The sequence below is a fragment of the Vibrio aerogenes genome (assembly GCF_024346755.1).
In the GTDB taxonomy this organism is placed as follows: domain Bacteria; phylum Pseudomonadota; class Gammaproteobacteria; order Enterobacterales; family Vibrionaceae; genus Vibrio; species Vibrio aerogenes.
Map to the genome: position 1 here is coordinate 720,960 of NZ_AP024861.1, position 25,561 is coordinate 746,520.

The 25,561-nt window shown below is 45.4% G+C and carries 25 protein-coding genes, 1 tRNA gene and 2 pseudogenes; 12 read left to right on the forward strand and 16 right to left on the reverse strand.

What is annotated here, in order from left to right; translation table 11 throughout:
* Positions 1–578 precede the first annotated feature (578 nt).
* Positions 579–1,361 (reverse strand): siderophore-interacting protein, encoded by a 783-nt coding sequence (locus tag OCV29_RS03345; RefSeq protein WP_073603406.1) that lies wholly within the window; start codon positions 1,359–1,361, stop codon positions 579–581.
* A gap of 210 nt (positions 1,362–1,571) precedes the next feature.
* On the opposite strand from OCV29_RS03345, the gene OCV29_RS03350 reads away from it, so the two are divergent.
* The 4 genes from OCV29_RS03350 (at position 1,572) to OCV29_RS03365 (ending at position 4,820) form a co-directional block, all read left to right on the forward strand.
* Positions 1,572–2,111, forward strand: coding sequence for an MOSC domain-containing protein (locus OCV29_RS03350; protein ID WP_073603405.1), 540 nt, complete (start codon positions 1,572–1,574; stop codon positions 2,109–2,111).
* Positions 2,112–2,255: 144 nt separating this feature from the next.
* Positions 2,256–2,537 (forward strand): hypothetical protein, encoded by a 282-nt coding sequence (locus OCV29_RS03355; RefSeq protein WP_073603404.1) that lies wholly within the window; start codon positions 2,256–2,258, stop codon positions 2,535–2,537.
* A gap of 558 nt (positions 2,538–3,095) precedes the next feature.
* On the forward strand, positions 3,096–3,893 hold the full coding sequence (locus OCV29_RS03360; protein WP_084193292.1) for a replication endonuclease: 798 nt from the start codon (positions 3,096–3,098) through the stop codon (positions 3,891–3,893).
* A 150-nt stretch (positions 3,894–4,043) separates the two neighbouring features.
* Positions 4,044–4,820: a hypothetical protein gene (locus OCV29_RS03365; RefSeq protein WP_073603403.1), complete on the forward strand. Its 777-nt coding sequence runs from the start codon at positions 4,044–4,046 to the stop codon at positions 4,818–4,820.
* 508 nt (positions 4,821–5,328) lie between these two features.
* Here the strand turns inward: OCV29_RS03365 and OCV29_RS03370 are convergent.
* The 5 genes from OCV29_RS03370 to hutG form a co-directional block, all read right to left on the reverse strand.
* Positions 5,329–5,484: a hypothetical protein gene (locus OCV29_RS03370; protein ID WP_175561528.1), complete on the reverse strand. Its 156-nt coding sequence runs from the start codon at positions 5,482–5,484 to the stop codon at positions 5,329–5,331.
* Positions 5,485–5,492: 8 nt separating this feature from the next.
* A complete protein-coding gene (gene tssD, locus OCV29_RS03375) occupies positions 5,493–5,990 on the reverse strand; it encodes a type VI secretion system tube protein TssD (protein ID WP_245796808.1) in 498 nt (165 codons plus the stop codon).
* A 240-nt stretch (positions 5,991–6,230) separates the two neighbouring features.
* Entirely contained in the window at positions 6,231–6,866 is a 636-nt protein-coding gene (locus tag OCV29_RS03380) for a hypothetical protein (protein WP_084193291.1), read from the reverse strand.
* 728 nt (positions 6,867–7,594) lie between these two features.
* Positions 7,595–7,671 (reverse strand) — tRNA-Ile (locus OCV29_RS03385).
* 161 nt (positions 7,672–7,832) lie between these two features.
* The gene (gene hutG / locus OCV29_RS03390; protein ID WP_073603400.1) at positions 7,833–8,630 is read right to left on the reverse strand and encodes an N-formylglutamate deformylase; all 798 of its coding nucleotides are present in this window, start codon (positions 8,628–8,630) and stop codon (positions 7,833–7,835) included.
* Between the two features lie 89 nt (positions 8,631–8,719).
* Between hutG and OCV29_RS03395 the strand changes: the two genes are divergently transcribed.
* A complete protein-coding gene (locus OCV29_RS03395; RefSeq protein WP_073603399.1) occupies positions 8,720–10,087 on the forward strand; it encodes a formimidoylglutamate deiminase in 1,368 nt (455 codons plus the stop codon).
* A gap of 10 nt (positions 10,088–10,097) precedes the next feature.
* Here the strand turns inward: OCV29_RS03395 and hutC are convergent, their stop codons facing one another.
* From hutC to rpsU, 9 genes and pseudogenes are all read right to left on the reverse strand, one after another.
* Positions 10,098–10,841, reverse strand: coding sequence for a histidine utilization repressor (gene hutC / locus OCV29_RS03400; protein ID WP_073603398.1), 744 nt, complete (start codon positions 10,839–10,841; stop codon positions 10,098–10,100).
* 104 nt (positions 10,842–10,945) lie between these two features.
* Complete coding sequence (gene hutH, locus OCV29_RS03405) at positions 10,946–12,478, reverse strand: histidine ammonia-lyase (protein WP_073603397.1); 1,533 nt, start codon at positions 12,476–12,478, stop codon at positions 10,946–10,948.
* An 11-nt stretch (positions 12,479–12,489) separates the two neighbouring features.
* Positions 12,490–14,187 (reverse strand): urocanate hydratase, encoded by a 1,698-nt coding sequence (hutU, locus tag OCV29_RS03410; RefSeq protein ID WP_073603396.1) that lies wholly within the window; start codon positions 14,185–14,187, stop codon positions 12,490–12,492.
* A 15-nt stretch (positions 14,188–14,202) separates the two neighbouring features.
* The gene (gene hutI / locus OCV29_RS03415) at positions 14,203–15,462 is read right to left on the reverse strand and encodes an imidazolonepropionase (RefSeq protein ID WP_073603395.1); all 1,260 of its coding nucleotides are present in this window, start codon (positions 15,460–15,462) and stop codon (positions 14,203–14,205) included.
* Between the two features lie 213 nt (positions 15,463–15,675).
* Positions 15,676–17,574 (reverse strand): RNA polymerase sigma factor RpoD, encoded by a 1,899-nt coding sequence (rpoD, locus tag OCV29_RS03420; RefSeq protein WP_073603394.1) that lies wholly within the window; start codon positions 17,572–17,574, stop codon positions 15,676–15,678.
* A gap of 98 nt (positions 17,575–17,672) precedes the next feature.
* Positions 17,673–18,092: pseudogene (gene dnaG, locus OCV29_RS23635) on the reverse strand (DNA primase); the annotation flags it as partial.
* A 101-nt stretch (positions 18,093–18,193) separates the two neighbouring features.
* Positions 18,194–19,439, reverse strand: a pseudogene (gene dnaG, locus OCV29_RS03425) (DNA primase); the annotation flags it as partial.
* Between the two features lie 81 nt (positions 19,440–19,520).
* Entirely contained in the window at positions 19,521–19,964 is a 444-nt protein-coding gene (locus tag OCV29_RS03430) for a GatB/YqeY domain-containing protein (RefSeq protein WP_073603392.1), read from the reverse strand.
* Positions 19,965–19,991: 27 nt separating this feature from the next.
* Entirely contained in the window at positions 19,992–20,207 is a 216-nt protein-coding gene (gene rpsU / locus OCV29_RS03435) for a 30S ribosomal protein S21 (protein WP_001145625.1), read from the reverse strand.
* A 224-nt stretch (positions 20,208–20,431) separates the two neighbouring features.
* On the opposite strand from rpsU, the gene tsaD reads away from it, so the two are divergent.
* Complete coding sequence (gene tsaD, locus OCV29_RS03440) at positions 20,432–21,451, forward strand: tRNA (adenosine(37)-N6)-threonylcarbamoyltransferase complex transferase subunit TsaD (protein WP_073603391.1); 1,020 nt, start codon at positions 20,432–20,434, stop codon at positions 21,449–21,451.
* Between the two features lie 41 nt (positions 21,452–21,492).
* On the opposite strand, the gene plsY is transcribed toward tsaD, so the two are convergent.
* Positions 21,493–22,092: a glycerol-3-phosphate 1-O-acyltransferase PlsY gene (gene plsY, locus OCV29_RS03445; RefSeq protein WP_073603390.1), complete on the reverse strand. Its 600-nt coding sequence runs from the start codon at positions 22,090–22,092 to the stop codon at positions 21,493–21,495.
* 193 nt (positions 22,093–22,285) lie between these two features.
* Between plsY and folB the strand changes: the two genes are divergently transcribed.
* From folB to ispF, 6 genes are all read left to right on the forward strand, one after another.
* A complete protein-coding gene (folB, locus tag OCV29_RS03450; RefSeq protein WP_073603389.1) occupies positions 22,286–22,639 on the forward strand; it encodes a bifunctional dihydroneopterin aldolase/7,8-dihydroneopterin epimerase in 354 nt (117 codons plus the stop codon).
* Positions 22,636–23,130, forward strand: coding sequence for a 2-amino-4-hydroxy-6-hydroxymethyldihydropteridine diphosphokinase (gene folK / locus OCV29_RS03455; protein ID WP_073603388.1), 495 nt, complete (start codon positions 22,636–22,638; stop codon positions 23,128–23,130). The genes folB and folK overlap by 4 nt, the downstream gene beginning before the upstream one ends.
* A gap of 6 nt (positions 23,131–23,136) precedes the next feature.
* Positions 23,137–23,940 carry an undecaprenyl-diphosphate phosphatase gene (locus tag OCV29_RS03460; RefSeq protein WP_073603387.1) on the forward strand — a complete coding sequence of 268 codons (804 nt, stop codon included), beginning with the start codon at positions 23,137–23,139 and terminating at the stop codon, positions 23,938–23,940.
* A 153-nt stretch (positions 23,941–24,093) separates the two neighbouring features.
* Entirely contained in the window at positions 24,094–24,375 is a 282-nt protein-coding gene (gene ftsB / locus OCV29_RS03465; protein WP_073603386.1) for a cell division protein FtsB, read from the forward strand.
* On the forward strand, positions 24,376–25,074 hold the full coding sequence (gene ispD / locus OCV29_RS03470; protein WP_073603385.1) for a 2-C-methyl-D-erythritol 4-phosphate cytidylyltransferase: 699 nt from the start codon (positions 24,376–24,378) through the stop codon (positions 25,072–25,074).
* A gap of 2 nt (positions 25,075–25,076) precedes the next feature.
* A complete protein-coding gene (ispF, locus tag OCV29_RS03475) occupies positions 25,077–25,556 on the forward strand; it encodes a 2-C-methyl-D-erythritol 2,4-cyclodiphosphate synthase (protein ID WP_073603384.1) in 480 nt (159 codons plus the stop codon).
* Positions 25,557–25,561 lie beyond the last annotated feature (5 nt).

Consider the following 25,561-nt stretch of genomic DNA (forward strand, 5'->3'; position numbering starts at 1 on the left):
CAGCAATTAAAGCAGTAACCGCGAGGTTCTCCGTTGGATATTGCTCTCGCGGATCGAACAGTTCAGGGAAATAATAAGCGACATATGCGAACATCGGGATGCCCGCAACAAGACCGCCGATTCTGGGACCCGGTGGAATATCTGAAATCCACGTCACCATTACACAATAAGTGAGATATAAAATATTAATCAGAATATCTTTTTGGCAGAAGTGGGAACGGTAGAGAAAAGGAATAATCAGCGGCAAAAAGATTGGATCTATCATATGTTACAGGCGAAATATTTAGTTAATTCAGACAGTAATATATCTGTATACCTAAGTGACCTCAAGATGCATGTTCAGCGGGAATTGATTGGTTTCTGAGCAAGGCACTGATTTGTAGACATAGTCATTCTACGTTGAAAATCAGTATATTGATGACTGAATGGTACATTTTGGGGTTATCTTCAGTGTATGGATTCGGATTTTTGTACGAGAGACACAGAACAAAAATAGATACTTATGAATGATTGAAGGGAGAGCTTTGGCAAATCACGGAATTGAGCTGTCAGTCAATTCCGTGATGACCGTTTCATTGTTAACGATTTGCCTGTGCGTCCTGCTGTTTCAGCACTTTATGGCCATCCTCCGTGACGCCGTTTTTCCAGTAGCTGCTGATATAAATACAGTCTCTTTCAACTTCCCGTTCATTTCTGAAATATTGACGCAGGTTTCGCATCGTCTCAAATTCGCAGGCACACCACACAGATACCCGGCCTTGTGGCCATGGTTTTGCCCGAACCGCCTGAGCCAGTGGTTCTTGCTCGCTGGCAATCACCCAGTCAATTTCAATCTGTGCCGGTGCAGACAAAGACTGGATATCTTCCCGGCTGTTTACTTCCACCACCGCGTAACCAGCTGCATCATCGGGCAGCTGCTTCAGCTTCACGGACATCGCCGGTAATGCTGTCATATCTGCAACAAAGAAGAAAAAATCGCTATCCTGATTCAGGCCGGAAATCTGACCGGGCCCGACGATTGAAATCTGACCGCCAGGTTGTGCGGTTTCCCCCCAATGCGCCCCAAAACCACCGGCACTGCCGTGTGTGTCTGAATTATGGAGCACAAAATCGACTTCGATGGTGTGATGCTCCGGGTCGAATGACCTGATGGTATAGGTTCGCAGCGCTGGTTTTTCATCTGAATCTAATCCGGAAAGATCCGTGTCTCCGGTTTGAGTAAACAGCAGCTTGATATAGCCGCCTTCACAATCCGCAGGATAATTGGTGAACGCTTCACTTTCCAGCACAATCCGGTTCATATTCGGGGAGAGCGGGGTAACGGAATGAACGGTTGCGGTGACAGGCTGAGGTTTTTTCATGAGATACTCACTTTTTGATTCAGATCAATTGTTAAAATATGCCAGCCCGGAATGGTGCCTGTCAATCAACTTGCGCTTTCTGTTTCTTACGCATCAGGGTGTTAATATGTTGTCCTGCCTTTAAATAGAAATTGACAACAACATCTGGCTGTCACTTAATGAGTATAGTGTTGCTATTGACACTGTTGTTTACTCTCAGGGAGAATCATTGTGGCAAAAGTTGTTTCAGTCAGTAAAAGTGAAAAACATACGTTCTCAAAATCAACTGTGAATTCAATTATGCTGATCGAAGGCGAAGGTGTTGAAGGCGATGCGCACAGAGGTAAAACAGTCAAGCATCGTTCCCGGGTGAAGGCGGACCCAACGCAGCCAAATCTCAGGCAGGTTCATCTGATCCATCAGGAGCTATTTGATGAACTCAAAGACAAGGGATTTGAGGTCGGGCCTTCTGAACTGGGTGAAAATATAACCACACGCGGTATCGATTTATTATCACTGCCGAAAGGGACATTGTTACGGTTCCCGCAAGGTGCAGAGATATTGATTACCGGTTTACGCAATCCCTGTCCGCAGATAGAAGCCTTTCAGAAAGGGCTGCTCTCTCAGGTTCTGGACAGAGACAGTTCAGGGAATGTGGTTCGTAAAGCAGGTGTGATGGGGATCATCACGGCAGGTGGTTTGGTGAATCCTGATGATCATATTGAAATCATTTTACCCGATGAACCTTTTGAAAAACTGGAAAGAGTCTGAGCAGACATGAATGTGATTTAAGCCGGTACCATTTATTCAACCGGTATTTTAGCGTCTATAGTTAATTGTATTCAATTTAGTGAGTTTAGTTCGCGTATTCAGTCGTTGCCGTGCTTAACACTTTGACGCAAGTGAAGTGGCACAATGAAAGCATTCATTTTATTTTTTGTCGTATTATTACTCAGTTCTCCTGCTGTCCTGGCTAAAGAAAAGATGTCCGATGCTCAAGTCAGGCAGCAAATCATCCATGAGTCGATTCTTCGTTATCCGGGAAATTGTCCCTGCCCGTATAGCAGGGCTTCAAACGGTTATAAATGTGGGAAGCGAAGCGCATGGAGCAAACCCGGAGGTTATACTCCCATTTGTTATCCCAATGAAATATCAGATAAGGAAGTGAAAGCGTGGCGGCAGTCGCATGCTTTATAGGGTTCTGATTTGAAAGTTGATATCAGATCTCCGGTAAGCTGGTGATGATGGGTATGGATGTGAGCGAGTGACCTGCTCAGTTACTTGTTTAACCGCTTGGATCTTGAATTCTCAGGGTCATGATCGACGTAACAGGAAGAAATACCCAAGCAGTTGTTCATCGTCCGGTTCAAGAGTATATTTCCCGAACCGAACGATATTGCGCTACTCTTCGTCAATACCCCCGTTCAATTGATTCATCATTTTATAGAATAAGCGCAAAATTGATACTTTAAGCAAAGGCACTGAAATGCGGATACGCACATTTAATTCAATAGACACAGAGATTATCTCCTTATTTTGTAAACTCAAATATCACTGTACTATTAAGGTTTTTAATCCAGTATAAAGTGTAATTAGATCAGGGAAATTCATTTTAAATCAATTTGTTATATATATTCGTGGTGATTTTTAGTACATTAAAATGCACTTTCGGTAGCGTGCTTTACCTTTGCCTGAAAAAATAAAAATATCCTGTTTAAAGTGTCTGTCCTTACAGGATGATTCAAATCCGGTGATATCAATCCCAAATGGCAGGGATTCACTCCGCTGGATGGGCAAGCCTATCTCAATAACTTATGGCAGTTAATCCGGGCGAAACTCAGCCGCCTGAATATCCGCTTCTATGGCTTCCGGGTGGCAGAGCCACAGCATGATGGCACACCGCACTGGCATTTATTGCTGTTTGTTGAAAAACATCTTTATCTGCCTATGGTGGAAGTGATGCGTGATTACGCCATGCGCGAAGACAGCGACGAATCCGGGGCAGATAAGCATCGTTTCACGGAAGTCAAAATCGACCCGGCTAAAGGCTCCGCCACTGGCTACATTGCCAAATACATATCCAAGAATATCGACGGCAGTGATTTAGACACCGGAATTTACGGCGAAGACCCGCAGGAAGCCGCCGCCAGAGTGGACGCATGGGCGGCCTGTTGGGGTATTCGTCAGTTTCAGCAGTTAGGCGGATGCTCCGTGACCGTCTGGCGGGAACTGCGACGCTTAAAAGACATCACCGGGTTGTCTGACAAACCGAAAGCAATTATTGAGGCAGCCGATAAAGGCGACTGGAAAACCTTTACCGTGCAGATGGGCGGGGTGTTCTGTGAGCGCAAGGCTCAGGTTTTTAAGCCTTACTATGAATTTTCTGTTGACCAATCCACTGGTGAAATAAAAAGCAGTCTATACTGTGAAAATGAGCTCATAAGAGCGTTAAAAGGTGTGGTGACTGCCGGGCGTGAATTGATTACCCGTATTTTTGAGTGGCGGATTGAGTTACAGCAGGCGACATCTTTTCACTTGGAGTTCTGTGAATAAGTGTATTTTATGACGATAGCGGTAACAAGGATATGCCCCATTGTGTGTTTAAGTTCTTTGTATATAGATAGTTAACTGTGCGCATTTTGACTGGTCCAATAAGGTAAATGCGCATGCGCACTAATAAAATGTTAGCAACTCGGTGGGAAAATGAAGTACAACAAAAGATTGGAGTCGCAAGATGCTGGTGTTGTTGATAATGATCTTTTCCAATTCACGTGGCGTCAGCACTTTCTAACGTATGCAGCAATGAAAAAATTTTGCGGGCAAAATGAAAAAATCTATACTGTGAACAAAGCCAATAATAAGGTCTCATATGCTAAATTAAAAAGATTTGAGCCTGGTGCTGTTTCAGTTAGAGGGTGGACTCAGCATATAGAAAAAGAATTTTCGCATCCAATAGAAAGTAATTATCTTAGTGTAATTAATAAGTTGATTGACTCAAAACCGAGGGCGTTATTTTCAACAGAAAACCTTCCTGTTATTAAATATTTAGCGCTCTGGTCTGCAAGGTTTTCGTTTAAAGATAGTGATAGCTCTATAAATGTTTATGGTAATTTCGAAACTATGGAATTAACCCCTTTTGAAAGACAATGTCTTGAGCAAAGGAATACACAGCAAGCTGGCGTAATACAAAAGCATGAATCGAATTCTCAACAAATAAAATCGTTATATGAGTCAATAGTAAATGACTTGAGCGGTATCCAATTCATCTTGCATAAGGTTCAATGCGATATGAATTTGGTTTTACCCGATAAAACTAACTTACTCTGTTTACCTATCTCAAGTAATTCGATTCTTATACCTGATAGTATTTCATTTGATGGTCAATCTGTTGCGTCAGTATCAAGTTTGAACATGCAGATGCTGAATCAAAGCGATGAATATTATTGGGTAGAGGACATAAATAAAGTAGTACGTTGCTAAGTTGCTAACAAGGCCGTGAAGCGTAGCCTGCAAGCGGGCTGGACCTCGCTACGCTCAGCCGCTTACGGCAAACGTTAACCCATAGAAATTTTAATCCGAAACTGACGAGTTAGAGTTAAGGCTTTAACTCAGAAATGACACAACTGATACATTTTTAATGCTCTGATATTCAAAACCATATACAACAATTGACACCCAATCACACCAAGATTATCCTACCTGCTCACCGGCAAAATCCGGTGACTGGGTTTGGTACCCCAGATTACTACCGTACGACATATAAATGTCAGCTTCGTGCTGATTTTTTTATATGCGGCTTTTTACACCTGAATTTTGTGGTTTTGTCTATGATTCAGACAGAATCATGCCAAATAATGGTGGGCTGGATGAGGCTGACTTCGGTCAGGCCGTTTCCGTACGGGCGGTGTACCAACCTTGTTCAGTTCACCACCCATTCTTGGTACCTCTGAGTGGTGAAATATCTTTTCATCTATCCGTACGGAGGCACTTATGCCTGCAACAATCGCTTACGACCCAAGCCTTTCACAGAAAGCCCGTGAATATTTGATTCAGCTTGAGGATTATCTGAATGAGATGAACCAGAAGAGTCCGGATGTTCGTGAGGTGCTACTTCAGAGCCACTTAGTTTTGTGGCTCTTTTCATCGACGATATCAGGCTCCCCAGCCGCCTTGATCCCAGTTATCATATCCCATCGTACCGGATACATTATGTTTCCATATAATTTCTTTGTAGCTGAATGCAATGACTTCGTGCATTTCAGTGAAATTCTTCTCAACACTGTTGGTTAGAATATTTGGCAGCGTCGAACTTAAACCCGAGATAAGCGCCTTTTTTAATTCGATAGAATAAAACTTTTCGTTATATCCCTGCTCATTCGTCCGGTAAAAATGCAGTGTGCAATCAAGATGTTCCTGCTTAGCAAAAGCAGTCGCAAGCAGAGGACTGCTTTTGTCAATGTATTTGGTGATGTGCAAGGGGCTATGTGTTTTTTTATGCTGACCACCGCTTTTAGAACCATGATGTTCATAAGCAATCACTGAAATCTCATCCCGGTGGGCATCCTGAAATTTTCCACCCATTGAATCAATGCTGTTACATCCTTCAGAAATAACGCCTTGTGTTTCACCTGTAATGGTTATATACGCCATGTAAGCCATAAAATACCTGCTTGAATATTCGTTGAAATCAGAATTTCTTATCCCAAATCGTATTTAAAAATTGTTTTATTCAATAAATAGATCACCAACTGTGATAATAAAATTAATGTGGCAATAGAAATGCCTCTTTCCAGCCAAGTGTCAAAATGAAAGAAACAATATAACGTTCCCCAAACCTGCAAACCTCCCAGAGACCAGATAAGGAATACCAGAAAATGGTAATAAAACTTTTTAGTAGACTTGCTGTTGTTCTCTTCTTTGTATTTCGTCATAAATTATTCTGAGTATTTGGTTGAATGCGGGCTGCCCTTCGTGGTGATAAACATTCAGCGCTTCGACAAACGGAGATAGCGATGCTTCAAGCATAAAATATAATAAATCATAATAGTGTGGATACAATGCATAATAGACCTCCGGGTTTTCATCCCGCAGTTCTCTGGCTTTGTATAAACACCTTTCCGCCATGCCTCCGATCAACAGAACAGCACCTAACCGGCCACCACGAGCACTAAAGAAGGTTTCACCTTGTATTGCCAGCCGTTGGGAAAAGTTTCTAAAGATGAGATGGTTGGTGATAACACGCCCTGATATGGCTCCGACGATATGGCTGGATGTTTGTGTCTGGATTTTTTCCGGGACATATTGATTGAAGATCTCAAAAATAATTTCAACTGTTCTGACGATGTGGCGGGGCTGTAAAATACCATTGGATATGGCTCTGATGATTCTCTCTTTTCCTACACTGCGTTCGTGGTATGAATCCGTATCAAAATAGCCATAAGCCAGATATCCTAAATCCACAGGAACCGATAACATGCCATCCCAGAAACCGGCATCAAGTGAATGATCGAAAAGAACGTCAATCATTCTTTTTGCTATATCCGTGACGTTATATTCCATATCAGGCAAATACCAATAATTAATCAATGGGTAGCATTGTAACTATAATCATATAATTCGGCCAGATTTATGTATGATGTCTGTCAGAAATAACAACAGGAGTCAGAAGAGGATTTATTGTGTATGGATACCATATTATTCCTAATCCAAGCCACTTAGATATGGAATCCGGATATACAATCAAACGGTATCAGAATCCCCAATCCAACCCATATCAAGTGCCATATTGCGAATCGCGATACCCTATGATTCACAATCCAAGCCGTTCAGATATGGAATCCGGATATACAATCAAACGGTATCAGAATCCCCACACTAACCCATATCAAGTGCATTATTGCGAATCGCGATACTCTATGATTCACAATCCGAGCCATTCGGATATGGAATCCGGAGGATAATCAGATTACCCATCTGCTACACAGAAGTGCTTTTGTAGACCCCTCTTCAATGAGCTTATCTGTTTCGGTGGTTTGGATTCATATCAATCTGGAAAATAAACTCATTATCCGGATCAGCAAATGAGCCAGTTTATAAATACAGGTTTTTTGTCATTGAATTGCGGGATAGCGTAGGGGAGCTTTTCAGGATTCTGGCGGGCTGTTGCTATAAATAATTTTGCTATAAATATGCTATAAATAAAAATCCAAAGAAAAAGGAGCTAGGTAAAAACTCACCTAACTCCTTGAAATATATGGTGGGCCTTCCGGGACTTGAACCCAGGACCTGCCGATTATGAGTCGGATGCTCTAACCAACTGAGCTAAAGGCCCCCACAGAGGTGCACGATTATATGGGATTGGCTTTGTGCTGTCTAGCCTCAATGTATGTTAAATCTGCTTGTATTTTATTCACTTAAAACTGTTTTCCTGAAATTTGATTTGTTTTGATGATTTTATGCTCAATATCAGGTGTAACAAGCGCTGCCTGATGTTTATCCGGCCAAAGATTCTGCACTTTTTGTGTATTGGGTGATGATATTTTCCAGAACCGGAATCAGCTGTTCTGCTCTATCTTCCCGCCACTTGAATGGTGGCTTTTCTTCCATATAGTTACATTGTGCCAGCTCGAGCTGAATCGCGTGCCAGTGCTGTTCCGGCTGGCCATACGCACGGGTAATGTATCCCCCTTTAAACCGGCCATTGATAACCCAGCTGAATTTGTCCTGACTCCGGCATACTTTTTCCACAGTCTGCTGCAGGTTTGGTGCGCAGCTTTGTTCTTGATTGGTGCCGATGTTGAGATCGGGGAGCTGTCCTTCAAATAACCGGGGAATATTGGATGCAATCGAGTGAGCATCAAACAACAGCGCATAGCCAAATTTTTCTTTGATGCTGGTCAGCGTGTCCTGAATTTTTTGATGATAAGGCTGCCAGATATTGGTCAGACAAGCTGCTCGTTCATCGTCGGATGGTGATTTTCCGGCGCTAAATACCGGGGTGCCATCAAACAGCGTTTGAGGAAATAATCCGGTTGTCGCGGTTGTATACAGCGGTTGATCATCTGCAGGACGATTGAGATCAATCACAAAACGGGAATAATTTGCGATCAACAGATGTGCTCCGGTTTGACGGGCGAACTCATAGAGCTGTGGAACGTGCCAGTCTGTATCAGGCAGGGATTTTGCTGCTTCAGAAAGCCCGGCCTGAACGACTGGCGTTAATTGGGTGCCTGCATGTGGGATGCTGATGAGCAGTGGGCTGGTTCCCGGATAGTATTGAAATGCTTCCATACTTGATTTCCTCTGTTGCGTTCAGGTTTACGCTGGTTTAATACTGTGGTATGTATATGTATATACAATCTATCAGGGAAGAGTCAACAATGAAACGTTTTTTGTGTACACAGGCCTTATTGCATGATGGCTGGCAGTCTGATGTTTTGATCGAAGTCGACATGCAGGGCGTGATCACGTCAGTTCAACAGGGTGTGCGTGATGTACCAGAGCAGACTGAGCGGCTTTCAGGGCTGGTGATTCCTTCGATGGTTAATCTGCATTCACATGCTTTTCAGCGGGCGATGGCCGGGCTGGCTGAAGTGGCCGGGGACCCGCAGGATAGTTTCTGGACCTGGCGGGAACAGATGTATCATTTGGTGAGTCATCTTTCTCCTGAACAGGTGGGGGTGATCGCAGCATATTTGTATATTGATATGCTCAAAGGCGGGTATACACAGGTCGCTGAGTTTAATTATTTACATCATGATAAAGATGGCAAACCATATCAACAGGATGAGATGGCACTTCAGCTGATCAATGCCGCTGGTGAAGCCGGGATTGGTCAGACACTTTTACCGGTTTTGTATACTTATAGTGGTTTTGGCGGCCAGGCGGCCCAGCCTCTGCAAAAACGGTTTATTCAGGATACAGAGGCTTATCTGTCGCGGTTTGCGGAATTACAAAAGCAAATTAAAGAGAAAGCGTTGCATCATGCGGGGATCTGCTTTCATTCACTGCGGGCGGTGAGTCCGGTTCAAATGAATCAGGTTTTATCGCATGCTCCGGTTGATTTGCCGGTTCATATTCACATTGCGGAGCAGATGAAAGAGGTCAATGACTGCATCGCATGGAGTGGGCAGCGACCGGTAGAATGGCTGTATGATCATGCTGAAGTTGATTCCCGTTGGTGTCTGGTGCATGCAACACATTTGACCGGGCAGGAAGTGACTTCAATTGCTGACAGCCGGGCGGTTGTGGGTATCTGTACCACGACAGAAGCAAACCTTGGTGACGGGATTTTCCCGGCGGCTGATTATATACAGCAGGGAGGACGCTGGGGCGTCGGGTCCGACAGCCATGTCTCTCTCAGTGCTGTGGAAGAGCTGCGTTGGCTTGAGTATGGTCAAAGGCTGCGGGATCAGCGTCGTAACCGGTTGGTGGATCCTGTGACAGGCTCTGTCGGCGATATGCTTTGGCAACAGGCTGCAGCCGGTGGTTCACAGGCGTGTGGTGTGAATCTTGGGACACTGGCAGTAGGGAAACGGGCCGACTGGCTGGTTCTGGAAAACAATGAGTGGCTGGAAAACCTGCCTTCATCACTATGGTTGAACCGCTGGTTGTTTGGCGGGCAAAGCCAGATGATCCGTGACGTGTATGTTGCAGGAAAACGGGTCATTGAACAGGGACATCACCCGCTTGAATTTGCTGTCAGACAGCAATTTTCTCAGGTGATGAAAGCGTTAAAAATTTCATGAAAAACTTATGTTAAAAATTACCGAGCAGCTTATAGCGGGAGCCAGGGTAGAGTAATTTGGCGTAAGTCACTACTTGTTTATCGCTCCATGTCTGGCGGCGAATCAGCAGGCAGGGTTCATAATCGTCAATATCGAGATAATTTCTTTGTCGCGGATCAGCCATGACGGCTTCAACGATATGCTCACCGGAAGTCAATGGCGCAATATTCATCAGATAAGTATATGGTGTTTGATGCTGATAATCCTGATGGAGGTAATCTGGTGCCATTGACGGGTTTACCCAGCGCTCTTCGAGCTGTACCGGCGTGTCATTCTCATAATGGATGATATGAGAGTAGTAGAGTTCATGACCGGTTTTCAGATTGAAGATGGCTGCCTGTTCCGGATCCGCTTTGATACTGGATAAATTGATGATTTTACAGGTATGACTATGGCCGCGCTGGGTGATTTCATCAGCAATATTATGCACTTCCAGCATCGGGGTCGCCCCTTTTTGCTTCGCAACAAATGTACCGACGCCCTGCATCCGGAACAAATAGCCTTCGGTGGTTAATTCCCTGAGTGCCCGGTTGATCGTCATTCTGCTGGCACCTAAGGCTTTCACCAGTTCACTTTCTGATGGCACCCGATCATTTTCCTGCCAGTGACCGGCAGAGATCTGTGCGATGATTGCTTGTTTTACGCGTTGATAGATTGGTGCTGGTGTATCAGGAAGTGCTTGCGAAAGCTTCGATGCTGCAGATTGTTCAACCATCCATTTGATCCTGTGAATTGATAGTATATAAATTGTTAATCCCGGCCAGTGTAGCCGGGATTGAGTTTGTTGTATATATATCCAGCCGGAAGTTTCTCCGGATATCACAGACTGGGAAGCAGGTGCTCCGGCATCAGGCTGTGATGTTTTGCTGAGGCAAGCAATTCATCTGCTGCTGCAATGTCGGGAGCAAAGTAACGGTCCTTGTCATAGAAGGGAACTTTCGCCCGTAACATGGCTTTTGCCTGCTCAAGTTTGTCGGATGTTTTTAGTGGTGTTCTGAAGTCCAGACCCTGAACCGATGCAAGGTATTCAACTGCCAGAATACCACGGGTGTTTTCAGACATATCTTTCAGGCGGCGTGCTGCAAAAGTTGCCATAGAGACATGATCTTCCTGATTGGCAGACGTTGGCAGGCTGTCCACAGAACCGGGATGTGCCAGTGTTTTATTCTCGCTGGCCAGTGCAGCTGAGGTGACCTGAGCAATCATAAAGCCAGAGTTTACGCCGCCGTTATCAACCAGAAACGGTGGCAGCTTGCTCAGGGCGCTGTCAATCAGCAGCGCCATGCGTCTTTCTGATAAGCTGCCGATTTCGGCAATTGCCAGAGCCAGATTGTCTGCGGCCATTGCGACGGGTTCTGCATGGAAGTTACCGCCGGAGATAATGTCATCTTCTGCTGCGAAGACCAGCGGATTATCTGAAACCGCGTTACTTTCGGTCAACAAGGTATCAGCTGAGTTACGGATTTGTTGCAGGCAGGCGCCCATCACCTGTGGCTGGCAGCGAAGCGAGTAAGGATCCTGCACTTTTTCACAGTTCACGTGTGACTGGCTGATATCACTTGAGTCACCCAGAAGATGACGATACGCAGCTGCAGCATCAATTTGCGTCTGGTGGCCGCGAACCTGATGAATCTTCGGATCAAATGGACGACGGCTGCCTAATGCGGCTTCAACTGACAGCGCACCACAGACCGTTGCTGAAGCAAACAAATCTTCCGCATAGAACAGGCCTTCCAGAGCAAGAGCTGTTGAAGCTTGTGTGCCATTCAGCAGAGCCAGCCCTTCTTTGGGAGCCAGTGTGACCGGAGACAAACCAGCGATCGCCAGTGCCTGTTTACCGGAAATAACTTCCCCCTGATGGCGCGCCTGACCTTCACCCAGTAAGACAGTGCTCATGTGTGCCAGCGGTGCGAGATCGCCAGATGCACCAACGGATCCTTTTTCCGGAATACAAGGGTAGATCCCATGGTTAAGCAGCGTGATTAAAGCTTCAATCACCTCAAGCCGGATACCGGAGAATCCACGAGCCAGGCTGTTAATTTTCAGCACCATGATCAGACGAACGGTGTCATCCTGCATAAATTTGCCAATGCCGGCAGCGTGTGACAATACGATACTCCGCTGAAGGGTTTCCAGATCTTCCGGCGCTATTTTGGTGTTAGCAAGCAGACCAAACCCAGTGTTGATACCATAAACTGTGCGTTCTTCAGCAATGATTTTTTCAACGACCTGTGTACTGGCATTAATGGCCTGATGGGCATCTTCAGCCAGTTTTACTTTGATATCAGAGCGGCTGACCAGACGAAGTTCTTTCAACGTCATCCGGCCTGGGTTAATCGTAAGTACATCCATGAAATTTTTCCTTATCTTAGTTTTGCCAGTTCTGCATTCAGCATCGGTAAATCAAGTTTTTGTTCTGCAGCACACTGTTTGGCAATGTCATATCCTGCATCTGCGTGACGCATCACACCTGTGGCCGGATCATTATGCAGCACCCGGTTAATTCTTTCGCTGGCGTCATCGCTACCGTCACAGCAAATCACCATGCCGGAATGTTGAGAGAATCCCATACCCACGCCACCACCGTGGTGAAGTGATACCCAGGTTGCTCCACCTGCGGTATTCAACAGCGCATTCAGTAATGGCCAGTCGGATACTGCGTCAGAGCCATCCTGCATACTTTCTGTTTCGCGGTTCGGACTGGCGACGGAGCCTGAATCGAGATGGTCACGGCCAATGACTACGGGGGCTTTCAGCTCACCATTTTTGACCATTTCATTGAATGCAAGACCAAGGCGTTTACGATCTTTCAGGCCAACCCAGCAGATACGGGAAGGAAGCCCCTGAAAATGAATGCGTTCACGGGCCATGTCCAGCCAGTTATGCAGGTGCGGATCATCCGGGATCAGTTCTTTGACTTTCTGATCGGTTTTATAAATATCTTCCGGATCGCCAGACAGTGCTGCCCAGCGGAAAGGTCCAATGCCTTCGCAGAACAGGGGACGAATATAAGCCGGTACAAATCCGGGGAAGTCGAAAGCATTTTTTACGCCTTCTTCCAAAGCCATCTGACGAATATTATTACCATAATCCAGCGTTGCCGCGCCACGCTCCTGAAGTGTCAGCATTGCCTGAACATGAAGCGCCATCGATGCTTTGGCAGCTTTGACCACCTGCTCTTCATCTTGCTGACGCATATCAGCCGCTTTTTCCATGCTCCAGCCCAAAGGCAGATAACCGTTTAACGGGTCATGGGCTGATGTCTGGTCGGTAACAACATCCGGAGTGATGTTTCGTTTGACCAGTTCAGGGAAAATATCAGCTGCGTTCCCCAGCAGACCAACAGAAATGGGCTGATCGGTTTCCTGAATCATTGCCAGTGCTTCATCGAGTGATGTCGCTTTTTTATCAACATAGCCGGTTCTCAGACGATAGTCGATCCGGGACTCGTCACATTCGACTGCCAGCATTGAAAATCCTGCCATAGTCGCAGCCAGTGGCTGTGCGCCCCCCATACCGCCAAGACCGCCCGTGAGAATCCAGCGACCTTTGGTTTGTCCTTCATAGTGTTTCTTCGCGACAGCAACAAAGGTTTCATAAGTGCCCTGAACGATCCCCTGAGAACCGATATAGATCCATGAGCCAGCAGTCATCTGGCCGTACATCATCAAACCTTTTTTATCCAGCTCGTTAAAGTGTTCCCAGTTGGCCCAGTGAGGCACCAGGTTTGAGTTCGCAATTAATACCCGTGGTGCATTTTTGTGGGTCTGAAAGACACCCACAGGTTTACCGGACTGAACCAGTAAGGTCTGGTCTTCTTCCAGCCGCGTCAATACTTCTACAATTTTATCAAAGCATTCCCAGTTACGGGCTGCGCGGCCAATACCACCGTAGACAACCAGCTCATGAGGATGCTCTGCGACATCAGGGTCAAGATTGTTCATTAACATTCGCAGCGGGGCTTCGGTCAGCCATGATTTGGCTGTCAGCTCTGTACCGTGCGGTGCACGGATCGTTCTTGAAGTGTCGAGGCGGGTTCCCGCTTTAGATGTTTGTGACATGTGTGAACTCCTTGTTTATTTTCCATCACTTGAGGTTGTGCTGAATTTTGATAATGACGGCGATGCATTTCCTGTGGTGAATTTACCATTGACCACCCGGCCGGCAACCCGTGGTATGCCAGCTTCGTAGCTGAGTTCGGCTGGATGAGAGATATTCCACAGTGTGATATCCGCATCCATACCTGTTTGAATCTGTCCTTTTTGGTGTTGCAACCCAAGAGCCTGCGCAGCGTGGCTGGTGACACCACGAAGGGCTTCTTCCGGCGTCAGGCCAAATTGAGTACAGGCCATATTCATCATCAGCGTCAGGTCACTGAAAGGAGATGTACCGGGATTACAGTCTGTGGCGATGGCCATCGATACCTGATGCTCTCTGAGGAGCTCCACCGGAGGATGTTGCGTTTCTTTCAGGAAGTAGAAAGCGCCGGGTAAAAGAGTTGCGACGGTATTTGATTTCGCCATTGCCTGAACACCTGCCTGATCGAGATACTCAATGTGGTCGGCTGAAAGCCCCTGATAGCGGGCAGTGAGCGCCGTTCCCCCAAGATTCGATAGCTGTTCTGTATGCCCTTTGACTGCCAGGCCATGGGTCTGAGCGCACTGAAATACTTTTTCGGTTTGCTCCAGCGAAAAGCCGATAGATTCACAAAATACATCGACGGCTGAGGCGAGCTGCTGTCTGGCAACGGCTGGAATGATGGTCGTACAGATATAGTCGATATAGTCGTCCGGACGATCTTTATATTCCGGTGGTACGGCATGAGCAGCTAACAGGGTGGTTTCGATATGGATTGACCGCTCCTGAGCCAGCATTCTAGCGGCCCGGAGCATTTTCAGTTCGTCGTTCAGCGTCAGTCCGTAGCCGGATTTGATTTCAACAGTGGTTACGCCACTATGGATCAGGCCATCCAGACGGGGCAGCGCCAAACGGACTAATTCTTCTTCAGTCGCTTCGCGGGTTGCATTGACCGTGGATAAAATGCCACCCCCTTGGCGGGCTATTTCCTGATAAGTGGCCCCTTGCTGGCGCATTTCAAACTCATGGCTTCTGTTACCGGCATATATCAGGTGGGTATGACAATCGATCAGTCCTGGAGTCAGTAAAACGCCAGAGCAGTCGATTTCATGCAGCCCAAATGAAACATGCAGTGGGTGATTTGAAATGGCCTCAATTTTCCCGTTTTTGATACCAATAAATTTAGGTTCACTGACCTGATAGCCAGTTTCGCCGGGTACCATCGTGACTATTTTTGCATTTGAAAGGATCAGATCCATAATCCAGTAAAACTTGTGTTAAATATACATGTATATACAAATACGATAAAACGAACGCTTTGACAAGTTTTTTGTATTGCGCAGTCATAAAAAAGGTGAGCACTATGCTCACCTTTTAAAGTTAAATGTGATGAATGTTACGATCAAACATTCAGGAATCGTTCATCAAAACTATTGATTAAAACTATTCACCAAAACTACTCATCAAGGAAACTACTCATCAAGGAAACTACGCAGCGTTTCAGATCGGCTTGGGTGACGTAATTTTCGCAGTGCTTTCGCCTCAATCTGACGAATACGCTCACGGGTAACGTCAAACTGTTTACCGACTTCTTCCAGCGTATGGTCCGTATTCATGTCAATACCAAAACGCATCCGTAAGACTTTTGCTTCACGCGGTGTCAAACCGGCAAGAACATCGCGGGTGGCGACTTTCAGGCTGGTTGATGTTGCGGACTCAATCGGTAGATCCAGCGTTGTATCTTCAATAAAATCACCCAGATGCGAATCTTCATCATCACCAATTGGGGTTTCCATTGAGATGGGCTCTTTAGCGATTTTGAGTACTTTACGGATTTTGTCTTCAGGCATCATCATTCGTTCTGCCAGCTCTTCCGGAAGGGGTTCACGGCCCATTTCCTGTAGCATTTGACGGGAGATACGATTCAGTTTGTTAATCGTTTCAATCATATGTACAGGAATACGGATTGTCCGTGCCTGATCGGCGATAGAACGGGTGATTGCCTGACGAATCCACCATGTTGCATAAGTTGAGAACTTATAACCACGGCGGTATTCAAATTTATCAACAGCTTTCATCAAGCCAATGTTTCCTTCCTGAATCAGATCCAGGAATTGTAATCCGCGATTGGTATATTTCTTCGCAATCGAAATAACCAAACGCAGGTTGGCTTCAACCATTTCTTTCTTCGCACGACGTGCTTTGGCTTCACCAATCGACATTCTGCGGCTGATATCTTTGATTCGGTTGACGGTCAGGGAAGTTTCTTCTTCAATCGCTTTCAGCTTTTGAATTGAGCGACGAATATCTTCTTCGCTATTCCGTATTTTATCCACATAGGGCTTATCAGAAGCCAGTGCTTCATCGAGCCAGGCTTCATTTGATTCATTGCCGGTAAATAATGTGATAAACGTTTTCTTCGGCATTTTGCCGTATTCGACCACATGCTTCATGATCAGCCGTTCCTGTGTACGGACACGATCCATTGAACCACGAAGTGTATCGACCAGATGATCAAATTGTTTGGGTGTCAGACGGAATTCACGGAAGACGTCCAGAACCAACTCAGAGGCATCAGAGGCTTTTTGATTCGCATTACCAAACTCGTTGACAGCCAGTTGGTAATCCTGAAACTTGTTACGCAGCTCGCTGAATTTTTCAAGAGCAAGTTCCGGATCAATACCTGACTCATCCTCTTCTTCTTCATCATCAGATGAGCCTTCGCCTTCTTCATCCTCTTCTTCGTCTTCATCGCTGTCTTTGGCACTGGAATCGATGGGAATGTCTTCATCATCGAGATCTGCACCTGTCAGTTCTGAGCCGATATGTGTAGCGGTAGGAGCCGTAGTTTCATCTGCATCCGGGTCAACAAAGCCTGTGATCAGGTCGGTCAGGCGAAGTTCTTCTGCCTGAACTTTGTCAAATTGTTCCAGGATGTAAGGAATCGTTCCCGGATATTCAGCAACAGCACTTTGAACCTGGTTAATCCCTTCTTCAATGCGCTTTGCAATATCGATTTCCCCTTCACGGGTAAGAAGCTCAACTGTTCCCATTTCCCGCATATACATACGAACAGGATCAGTTGTACGACCAATTTCATTTTCTACACTTGATAAGGCTGCTGCGGCTGCTTCTGCGACATCTTCATCAGTGATATTAGTGTCGTCATTCAGAGCGAGATCATCGGCATCCGGTGCTGTTTCAACAACTTTGATACCCATGTCATTAATCATCTGAATAATGTCTTCTACCTGCTCCGAATCAACGATTTCTGCAGGTAGGTGGTCATTAACTTCAGCGTAGGTCAGATAACCTTGTTCTTTGCCTTTAAGAACAAGTTGTTTAAGCTGTGACTGCGGATTTTGATCCATAAACGGTATCCAACTTCATTTCTGGTGACGGAATTAGTATGCGAAATGCAAACCATGTATTATAACAAATTAATCATTTGTTGGCTAATAAAATAGGGTTACGCTTTTAAATCTAGCATCAGTGCCAGCAGCTCCCTTTTCTCATCGGTTGATAAACCGACACTTCTTTCTTTTGCCTGCAGATTTTCAATTTGTTTTTCAACGCACTGGGTAATGATTTTGTCCAGTGAGTCTAAAAAAATTTCTTCTTGGTTGTCTTCAACGAGAGGTATGTCCCAACTGGCAAGGCGTGAAAACATTGCTTCGTTTTGACTGCCCCGCCAATCTTCGAGTAATTGGCCTGTTGTTATATGAGGATAATTTCGGCATTTTTCAAGTACCTCCACTAATAAACTTAATCCCGGAACATCGAGTGTTTCTATGCTTGAAAGATCTGGTACTCTTTGAGCATAGACCGGATTTTGAAGAAGCAAAGCAATAACTTCCCTCATTGGTGTTCGCTTCATTTCTTTGTGTGGCCTGAGTTGCTGTTTTTGTTCGCTTGAAGACTGTTTATTCAGGTGGCTTTGAATGGCTGCACTGCTGAGTCCTGTACGGAGAGAGAGCTCCTCCCACAGGTATAATTTTAAGGAGTTGTCGCGGACTGAATTAATCAGAGGTTCGGCCATATGTACAACCCGGAAACGTCCTTCCCGGCTACTGTTATCGACAATCCGCTCCATCAGGCCGTGAAACAGAAAGTCAGAAAATGGGGTCGCCTGCTGTAATTGCTGCTCAAAAGAAGCGGTCCCATGCTGGCGAATATATGAGTCTGGATCTTCCTGATCAGGTAAGAACATGAATTTGAGTGTTTTGTTCCCGTTCAGATAAGGAAGAGCATTTTCCAGTGCCCGCCACGCGGCTTGCCGGCCAGCGTTATCACCATCGTAACAGCAGATGACGACATTCGTTTGTCTGAATAATATTTGCAGATGTTCGCCGGTTGTTGAGGTCCCTAAAGATGCGACAGAATAATCGATGCCATATTGTGCCAGTGCCACAACATCCATATAGCCTTCTGCGACCAGTATTTGTGGTGGTTCTCTGTGACTTTGTAAAACTTCGTAGAGTCCGTAGAGTTCTTTACCTTTATGAAATACAGGTGTTTCTGGTGAGTTCAGATATTTAGGTGTGCCATCGCCAATGACCCGGCCGCCAAAGCCGATAACTCGTCCCCGCCGATCTCTGATAGGAAACATAACCCGGCCACGGAAGCGATCATATCGGCGACCATTATCGTTTTCGATGAGCATTCCTGTTTCCGTCAGCATTTTTTCGCTGTCTTGTGACTTTGCAAAATGCTTTCTGACCAGATCCCACTCATCGGCAACATAACCGATACCAAACTTTTGAATGATCTCTTTAGAGAGTCCCCGATCTTTTAAATACTCGATGGCAATTTTGCCTGAACTTTTCTTGAGTTGCTGAAAATAGAAGACCGCGATTTGTTCGAGTAACTCATACTGGCTGCGTTTCTGTTGTTGATTGGCTTGCGGGCGTTGCTGTCCCTGAGATGCTGGCGTTTGCTCTCTGGGAACATCGATCCCCAGTAGTGAGGCAAGCTCTTCTATTGCTTCAACAAACTCAAGCCGCTCGTATTCCATCATAAAGTCGATGGCATTGCCGTGAGCACCACAGCCAAAACAATGGTAGAACTGTTTTTCCTGACTTACGCTGAATGATGGCGTTTTTTCATTGTGGAAAGGACAGCAGGCAGTATAATTTTTTCCCTTTTTTTTGAGTTTGACGCGCGCATCAATCACGTCGACTATATCCAGTCGTGCGAGAAGGTCATTAATAAAATTGCGGGGAATCAATCCAGCCATAGAACCTGGTTAAGTCTGTATGTCTATACAAAAAGCCGTGTATTCTGGGAATAACACGGCTTGAAATCGCAGGAGAGTGGGTTAAGCCAATTGACCTTTGACCAGACCGCTGACTTTACCCATATCTGCACGACCCTGAATCTGTGGTTTCAGAATTGCCATCACTTGACCCATATCCTGCATGCCTGAAGCACCGGATTCGGCAATTGCGTGACTAACAAGCTGAGCCACTTCGTCATCAGTCAGAGGCTGAGGCATAAACTCTTCAAGAACAGTAATCTCGTAGTTCTCTGCATCTGCTAAATCCTGACGACCAGCTGATTCATACTGCGCGGCAGAATCGCGACGTTGTTTAACCATTTTTGTCAGCACAGCAACAATGTCTTCATCACCTAATGTGATATGTTCGTCGACTTCCCGTTGCTTGATTGCTGACAGAGCTAAACGAATTGTGCCAAGGCGCGGTTTGTCCTTGGCTTTCATCGCGAGTTTTTGCTCTTCTTTGAGTTGATCAATCAGAGCCATAACTCATTCCTTCTTAATAAGGAGTGATTAGTACAAACGAACGCGACGTGCGTTTTCACGAGCCAGCTTCTTAGCGTGACGCTTTTGAGCTGCTGCTTTAGCACGTTTGCGAACAGTTGTTGGTTTTTCATAGTGCTCGCGACGACGCACTTCAGAAAGAATACCTGCTTTTTCGCAAGAGCGCTTAAAACGACGCAGAGCTACGTCAAATGGTTCGTTTTCACGTACTTTAACTACTGGCATATGCCTTTCACCTCGGGGGTTATTCGTTAAGGCTGGTGCTTCATTGACCGGAGTATCCCGGCTATTTACCAGCGCGATCAAAAATGGTGCGGAATTTTAATCCGAATGAAGTGAGTTTGTAAAGTACTTTATGGGTGAAAGGATGAACAAAATTTGTCTGTCCGGACAAGGCAAGGTAACATGGCGCCACTTTTGATGTCGGATTATAAAGCGTTCATTCAATTATGCGTGTACTAGGTATAGAAACTTCATGTGATGAGACGGGTGTTGCTATTTACGATGATGAGCAGGGATTACTTGCTCATCAATTGTATAGCCAGATAAAACTTCATGCCGATTATGGTGGCGTCGTGCCTGAACTGGCCTCGCGCGATCATGTAAAAAAAACGATTCCGCTCATTCAAAAGGCGATGTCTGACGCAAACTGCCGCCCGGAAGATTTTGATGGCGTCGCTTACACCGCGGGGCCCGGACTTGTCGGGGCCTTGCTTGTTGGAGCGACGATTGGTCGAAGCCTTGCTTACGCATGGGGGGTGCCGGCAGTCCCTGTTCACCATATGGAGGGGCATCTTTTGGCACCAATGCTTGAAGATACTCCCCCGGCTTTCCCGTTTATTGCTGTTCTTGTTTCGGGGGGGCATACCATGATGGTTGAAGTCCATAGTATCGGTGATTACCGGATTCTGGGTGAATCGATTGATGATGCAGCCGGAGAAGCCTTCGATAAAACAGCGAAACTGATGGGGCTGGATTATCCGGGAGGGCCTTTACTGGCAAAACTGGCTGAAAAAGGAACTCCCGGGCGTTTTCGCTTTCCCAGGCCGATGACAGATCGTCCGGGGCTCGATATGAGCTTCTCCGGGTTAAAGACATTTGCTGCCAATACGATTGCAGCGAATGGTAATGATGAACAGACTCAGGCTGATATTGCGTATGCGTTTCAGGAAGCCGTTTGCGATACTTTGGTGATCAAGTGCAAACGGGCGCTACAGCAAAGCGGTCTGAAAAGAATTGTGATTGCTGGTGGTGTGAGTGCAAATCAGAGATTAAGACAGGATTTGGCTGAGCTTGCCCGTAAGGTCGGTGGCGATGTGTACTATCCCCGGACTGAGTTTTGTACCGATAATGGTGCGATGATTGCGTATGCTGGCATGCAACGTCTTAAAAATAAGGAATTTTCAGATTTGAGTGTTCAGGCGACACCTCGCTGGCCCATTGATCAGTTGAACCCCGTTGGTCTCTGATAAAACATCTGTAAATGAGGTATTTCCCGGAGCTGTCTATTTCAGGATAGCTCTTTTTTTTCACCAACTTTTGGTTCAGTACCACTGAACAAGCGTTTAATGTTGTGTTGGTGACGAAAAATAATCAGGCAGCACAGCATGGCAACCGGTAAGGTGTATTGAGGTTTAAACCACCATGTATACATAGGAGCGAGCAATGCTGCTGTTAATGCGGCCAGAGATGAATATCTGAAGAGAGCAATCGTGACCAGCCAGGTTCCCATAATGCAGCCAGTCAGATCTAATCCGATAGGTGCAATTGCGCCTATGGCTGTTGCAACGCCTTTTCCGCCCTGAAAATGAAAGAATATCGGATAAATGTGTCCGAGACAGGCTGCAATAGCGATCACACCCAGAAAAAAAGGTTCGATACCCAGAAAGTAACTCCCCCAGACAGGAATTGTGCCTTTGAGCATGTCACATAGTAAGACAATACAAGCCGCTTTCTTTCCGCCAATCCTCAGCACATTGGTTGCACCAGGATTATTGGATCCCGAATTTCTTGGATCAGGAATTTGGAATATACGGCATACAAGCACTGCACTCGATATTGAGCCCAGTAAATAAGCCATCATAATAATTAGCAGCGTTATTGGTGTCATATGTCCTTTTAGTCAGTCGAATTCTGATGGATGAAACCATGGGCCTGAAAAGCCAATGCGGTGATGAAGAGAAATTTATATTAATTTCACATTTTAAAACAGATTAAGTATATGATATCTGACCTTGTAACACATGGTACGATGTTTTGTGCCATTTATATATCCAATATGTCAAAAAGGTAGTCAGAAACTAATGGATAAAGTGTTTATCGAGCAGCTGGAAGTTGTAACAACGATTGGTGTTTACGACTGGGAGCAAACCATCAAACAGAAACTGGTTTTCGATATTGAAATGGGACATGACAATATGGTCGCGGGCTTGAGTGATAATGTCCGGGATACGTTGGATTATGCTCAGATCAGTGAATCGGTTATCGATTATGTTGAGCGGGGGAAGTTCCAGTTAGTTGAGCGGGTTGCAGAAGAAGTTGCGGCATTGATTATGTCTCGCTTTGCTGTCCCCTGGATTCGGATTCGTCTTGCAAAACCTGGTGCTGTTCCGGCTGCGAAGAGTGTGGGTGTCGTGATTGAGAGAGGGCATCAATGACCTCAGTTTATGTTGGCATTGGATCTAATATAGATAAGCATAAACATATTGAAGTCGCTGTTGGTGAGCTGTCTGGCCTTGGAGATTTGGTCAGGCAATCTACAATTTATGAATCTCCTTCCCTTGGATTTCAGGGGGCTGAGTTTTTTAATTTAATTGTGGAAATCCAAACATCATTGACACTGGAAGTATTCACAAAATTTCTCAGGGATATTGAGATTCGCTGGGGAAGAGCCGTTGATGCCAAAAAGTATCAGGATCGGACATTAGATCTGGATATTATACTCTTTGGCGACATGATTCGGGACGCTTCTCCTCAGTTACCCAGAAAAGATATTTATCATTATCCATTTGTGATTCAGCCTTTGTACGAACTCTCACCGGAACTGATTATCCCAGGAGATGGGCGTACAGTCAGAGAAATCTGGCTTCAGGCTGAAAATTTGGATGTATTAAGGGCGGTTCGTCCCTGGTTTTCAGTGAGTGAGTAATTTTTGATGAGTTATACAGAATCATTCTGGTTAGCCTTGATTCAGGGGCTAACAGAATTCTTACCAATTTCGAGTTCTGCCCATTTAATACTTCCGTCAGCATTGTTAGGTTGGGCCGATCAGGGGCTGGTTTTTGATGTTGCCGTTCATCTTGGAACATTAGCTGCTGTTGTGATTTATTTCCGTCACGAAGTCAGGCAATTGTTGTCAGCCTTTTTCCGTTCAGTTTTACAAAAGGATCGCAGTAAAGAAGCTAAACTAGCCTGGATGATTTTGATTGCCACCATTCCGGCCTGTTTCTTTGGTTTTTTCATGAAAGATTTTGTTGAGGTGTATTTGAGAAGTACGCTGGTGATCGCAACAACAACACTGGTCTTCGGTGGTCTGCTTTGGATTGTTGATAAGTATGCAACCTTAAAGGACGATGAATATCAGATGACCTGGAAAAAATCATTGTTTGTCGGCCTTGCTCAGGCTCTTGCAATTATCCCGGGAACATCCCGTTCCGGGGCTACGATTACTGCTGCATTGTATCTGGGCTTTTCCCGTGAAGCAGCGGCACGTTTTTCTTTTTTGATGTCGATTCCTATCATATCGCTCGCCGCAGGGTATCTGGGCTGGGGAGTTATCACCGGAAATCACGAGATTCACTTTGAATTTTTAATGACAGGGTTGCTGGTTTCTTTTGTGAGTGCATATTTTTGTATTCATTTTTTTCTTAAACTTATCTCCCGGATGGGAATGACACCGTTTGTCATTTACAGACTATTATTGGGTTGTTTACTGATGGCTCATGTGTATTCAGGATAATCCTGAGTGAAGGCATTCATGTGTGATATCACCAAGTGACCTCAAGATGCGCCCTGAATCCTGCATTTTGAGGTCACTTGAGTATATAAGTGATTATGTATTCCTTATGATACAGTGATATATTCTGAGTCTGATTCATCTGGTTAGAGTGTCATGCGAATTTTTTCTTTAACATTACTTATATTATTGGCTTGGTTGCAGTATGCACTGTGGTCGGGAAAGAACGGAATATTCGATCTGCAGGAAATTTCCGGAGAAATTAAGACACAGGAAGCGGTGAATCAGCGCCTTCAGGTCAGAAATAAGCAGATGTATGCCGAGATTAATGACTTGCGTCAGGGACTGGACGCGATAGAAGAGCGTGCAAGACATGAATTAGGCATGATTAAAGAAGGTGAAACATTTTACCGGATTGTTAATGAGGATACAGAGTAAATGATAGCAGACCTCATTCCGGTTATTATTCCGGCAGCAGGAACCGGACGCCGGATGAAAGCAGATATACCCAAACAATATCTGAAAATTCATGGAAAAACAGTGTTAGAGCACACTGTCAGTCAATTGTTATCTCATCCGGCGACAGGGCAAATCATTGTTGCTGTCAGTGATGATGATCCATATTTTGAGCGCCTTACTGTGGCAGGACATCCTGAAGTTAAACGGGTTTCTGGTGGAAAAGAACGTTCAGATACTGTGCTGAATGCCTTGGCTGCGTTACCAGAAAAATTACAGTCTGGCTGGGTTATGGTTCATGATGCAGCACGGCCTTGTGTCAGGCATGAGGATATATCCAGATTGGTTGACGGGATTTCTGAACAGGATTGTGGCGGCATTCTTGCTGTTCCGGTCCGGGATACAATGAAACGTTCGGTTCAGACCTGTCTTATTGAACATACTGTGGATCGTGTCGGGTTATGGCACGCTTTGACGCCTCAGTTATTTCAGGTTCCGGCTCTATATGAAGCTCTTTCTCTGGCTAAAGCCAATGGCATTGTGGTAACAGATGAATCATCAGCAATGGAATGGAAAGGGTATCACCCTAAATTGATTACCGGACACGCGGATAATATAAAAATTACTCAGCCAGAAGATTTGGCGTTAGCTGCCTTTTATCTCAATCGTGATGAGGAATAAATATGCTAAGAATTGGTCATGGTTTTGATGTTCATAAATTTGGAAGTGATTCACCTCTGATTATAGGTGGCGTTGTTATACCTTATGAGTCAGGATTTATTGCGCATTCAGACGGCGACGTGGCGTTACATGCTTTAAGTGATGCCTTGCTTGGTGCAATTGGTGCCGGAGATATTGGGCGCCATTTCCCTGACACAGATGAGGCCTGGAAAGATATTGATAGCCGCATTTTGCTGAGAGAAGTCTATCAACAGGTGAAATCATCAGGTTACCGGCTTGGTAATGCCGATATTACGATTATTGCACAGGCCCCGAAGATGGCTCCTTATGTCGGGATGATGCAAAAAATCATCGCTGAAGATCTGGAATCGGCAGTCAGTCATATCAATGTAAAAGCAACAACCACTGAGAAACTGGGATTTACCGGAAGAAAAGAAGGTATAGCGTGCGAAGCTGTCGTGTTGTTATATCAAAATTCCTGATTGTA

Bases quoted from the DNA above. Each gene is read 5' to 3' on its own strand.
- OCV29_RS03345 (WP_073603406.1), bottom strand. From the start codon at position 1,361: ATGAAAAAACCTCAGCCTGTCACCGCAACCGTTCATTCCGTTACCCCG.
- OCV29_RS03355 (WP_073603404.1), top strand. From the start codon at position 2,256: ATGAAAGCATTCATTTTATTTTTTGTCGTATTATTACTCAGTTCTCCT.
- OCV29_RS03365 (WP_073603403.1), top strand. From the start codon at position 4,044: ATGAAGTACAACAAAAGATTGGAGTCGCAAGATGCTGGTGTTGTTGAT.
- OCV29_RS03370 (WP_175561528.1), bottom strand. From the start codon at position 5,484: ATGAAAAGAGCCACAAAACTAAGTGGCTCTGAAGTAGCACCTCACGAA.
- tssD (WP_245796808.1), bottom strand. From the start codon at position 5,990: ATGGCGTATATAACCATTACAGGTGAAACACAAGGCGTTATTTCTGAA.
- OCV29_RS03380 (WP_084193291.1), bottom strand. From the start codon at position 6,866: ATGATTGACGTTCTTTTCGATCATTCACTTGATGCCGGTTTCTGGGAT.
- hutG (WP_073603400.1), bottom strand. From the start codon at position 8,630: ATGGAAGCATTTCAATACTATCCGGGAACCAGCCCACTGCTCATCAGC.
- OCV29_RS03395 (WP_073603399.1), top strand. From the start codon at position 8,720: ATGAAACGTTTTTTGTGTACACAGGCCTTATTGCATGATGGCTGGCAG.
- hutC (WP_073603398.1), bottom strand. From the start codon at position 10,841: ATGGTTGAACAATCTGCAGCATCGAAGCTTTCGCAAGCACTTCCTGAT.
- hutH (WP_073603397.1), bottom strand. From the start codon at position 12,478: ATGGATGTACTTACGATTAACCCAGGCCGGATGACGTTGAAAGAACTT.
- hutU (WP_073603396.1), bottom strand. From the start codon at position 14,187: ATGTCACAAACATCTAAAGCGGGAACCCGCCTCGACACTTCAAGAACG.
- hutI (WP_073603395.1), bottom strand. From the start codon at position 15,462: ATGGATCTGATCCTTTCAAATGCAAAAATAGTCACGATGGTACCCGGC.
- rpoD (WP_073603394.1), bottom strand. From the start codon at position 17,574: ATGGATCAAAATCCGCAGTCACAGCTTAAACAACTTGTTCTTAAAGGC.
- OCV29_RS03430 (WP_073603392.1), bottom strand. From the start codon at position 19,964: ATGGCTCTGATTGATCAACTCAAAGAAGAGCAAAAACTCGCGATGAAA.
- rpsU (WP_001145625.1), bottom strand. From the start codon at position 20,207: ATGCCAGTAGTTAAAGTACGTGAAAACGAACCATTTGACGTAGCTCTG.
- tsaD (WP_073603391.1), top strand. From the start codon at position 20,432: ATGCGTGTACTAGGTATAGAAACTTCATGTGATGAGACGGGTGTTGCT.
- plsY (WP_073603390.1), bottom strand. From the start codon at position 22,092: ATGACACCAATAACGCTGCTAATTATTATGATGGCTTATTTACTGGGC.
- folB (WP_073603389.1), top strand. From the start codon at position 22,286: ATGGATAAAGTGTTTATCGAGCAGCTGGAAGTTGTAACAACGATTGGT.
- folK (WP_073603388.1), top strand. From the start codon at position 22,636: ATGACCTCAGTTTATGTTGGCATTGGATCTAATATAGATAAGCATAAA.
- OCV29_RS03460 (WP_073603387.1), top strand. From the start codon at position 23,137: ATGAGTTATACAGAATCATTCTGGTTAGCCTTGATTCAGGGGCTAACA.
- ftsB (WP_073603386.1), top strand. From the start codon at position 24,094: ATGCGAATTTTTTCTTTAACATTACTTATATTATTGGCTTGGTTGCAG.
- ispD (WP_073603385.1), top strand. From the start codon at position 24,376: ATGATAGCAGACCTCATTCCGGTTATTATTCCGGCAGCAGGAACCGGA.
- ispF (WP_073603384.1), top strand. From the start codon at position 25,077: ATGCTAAGAATTGGTCATGGTTTTGATGTTCATAAATTTGGAAGTGAT.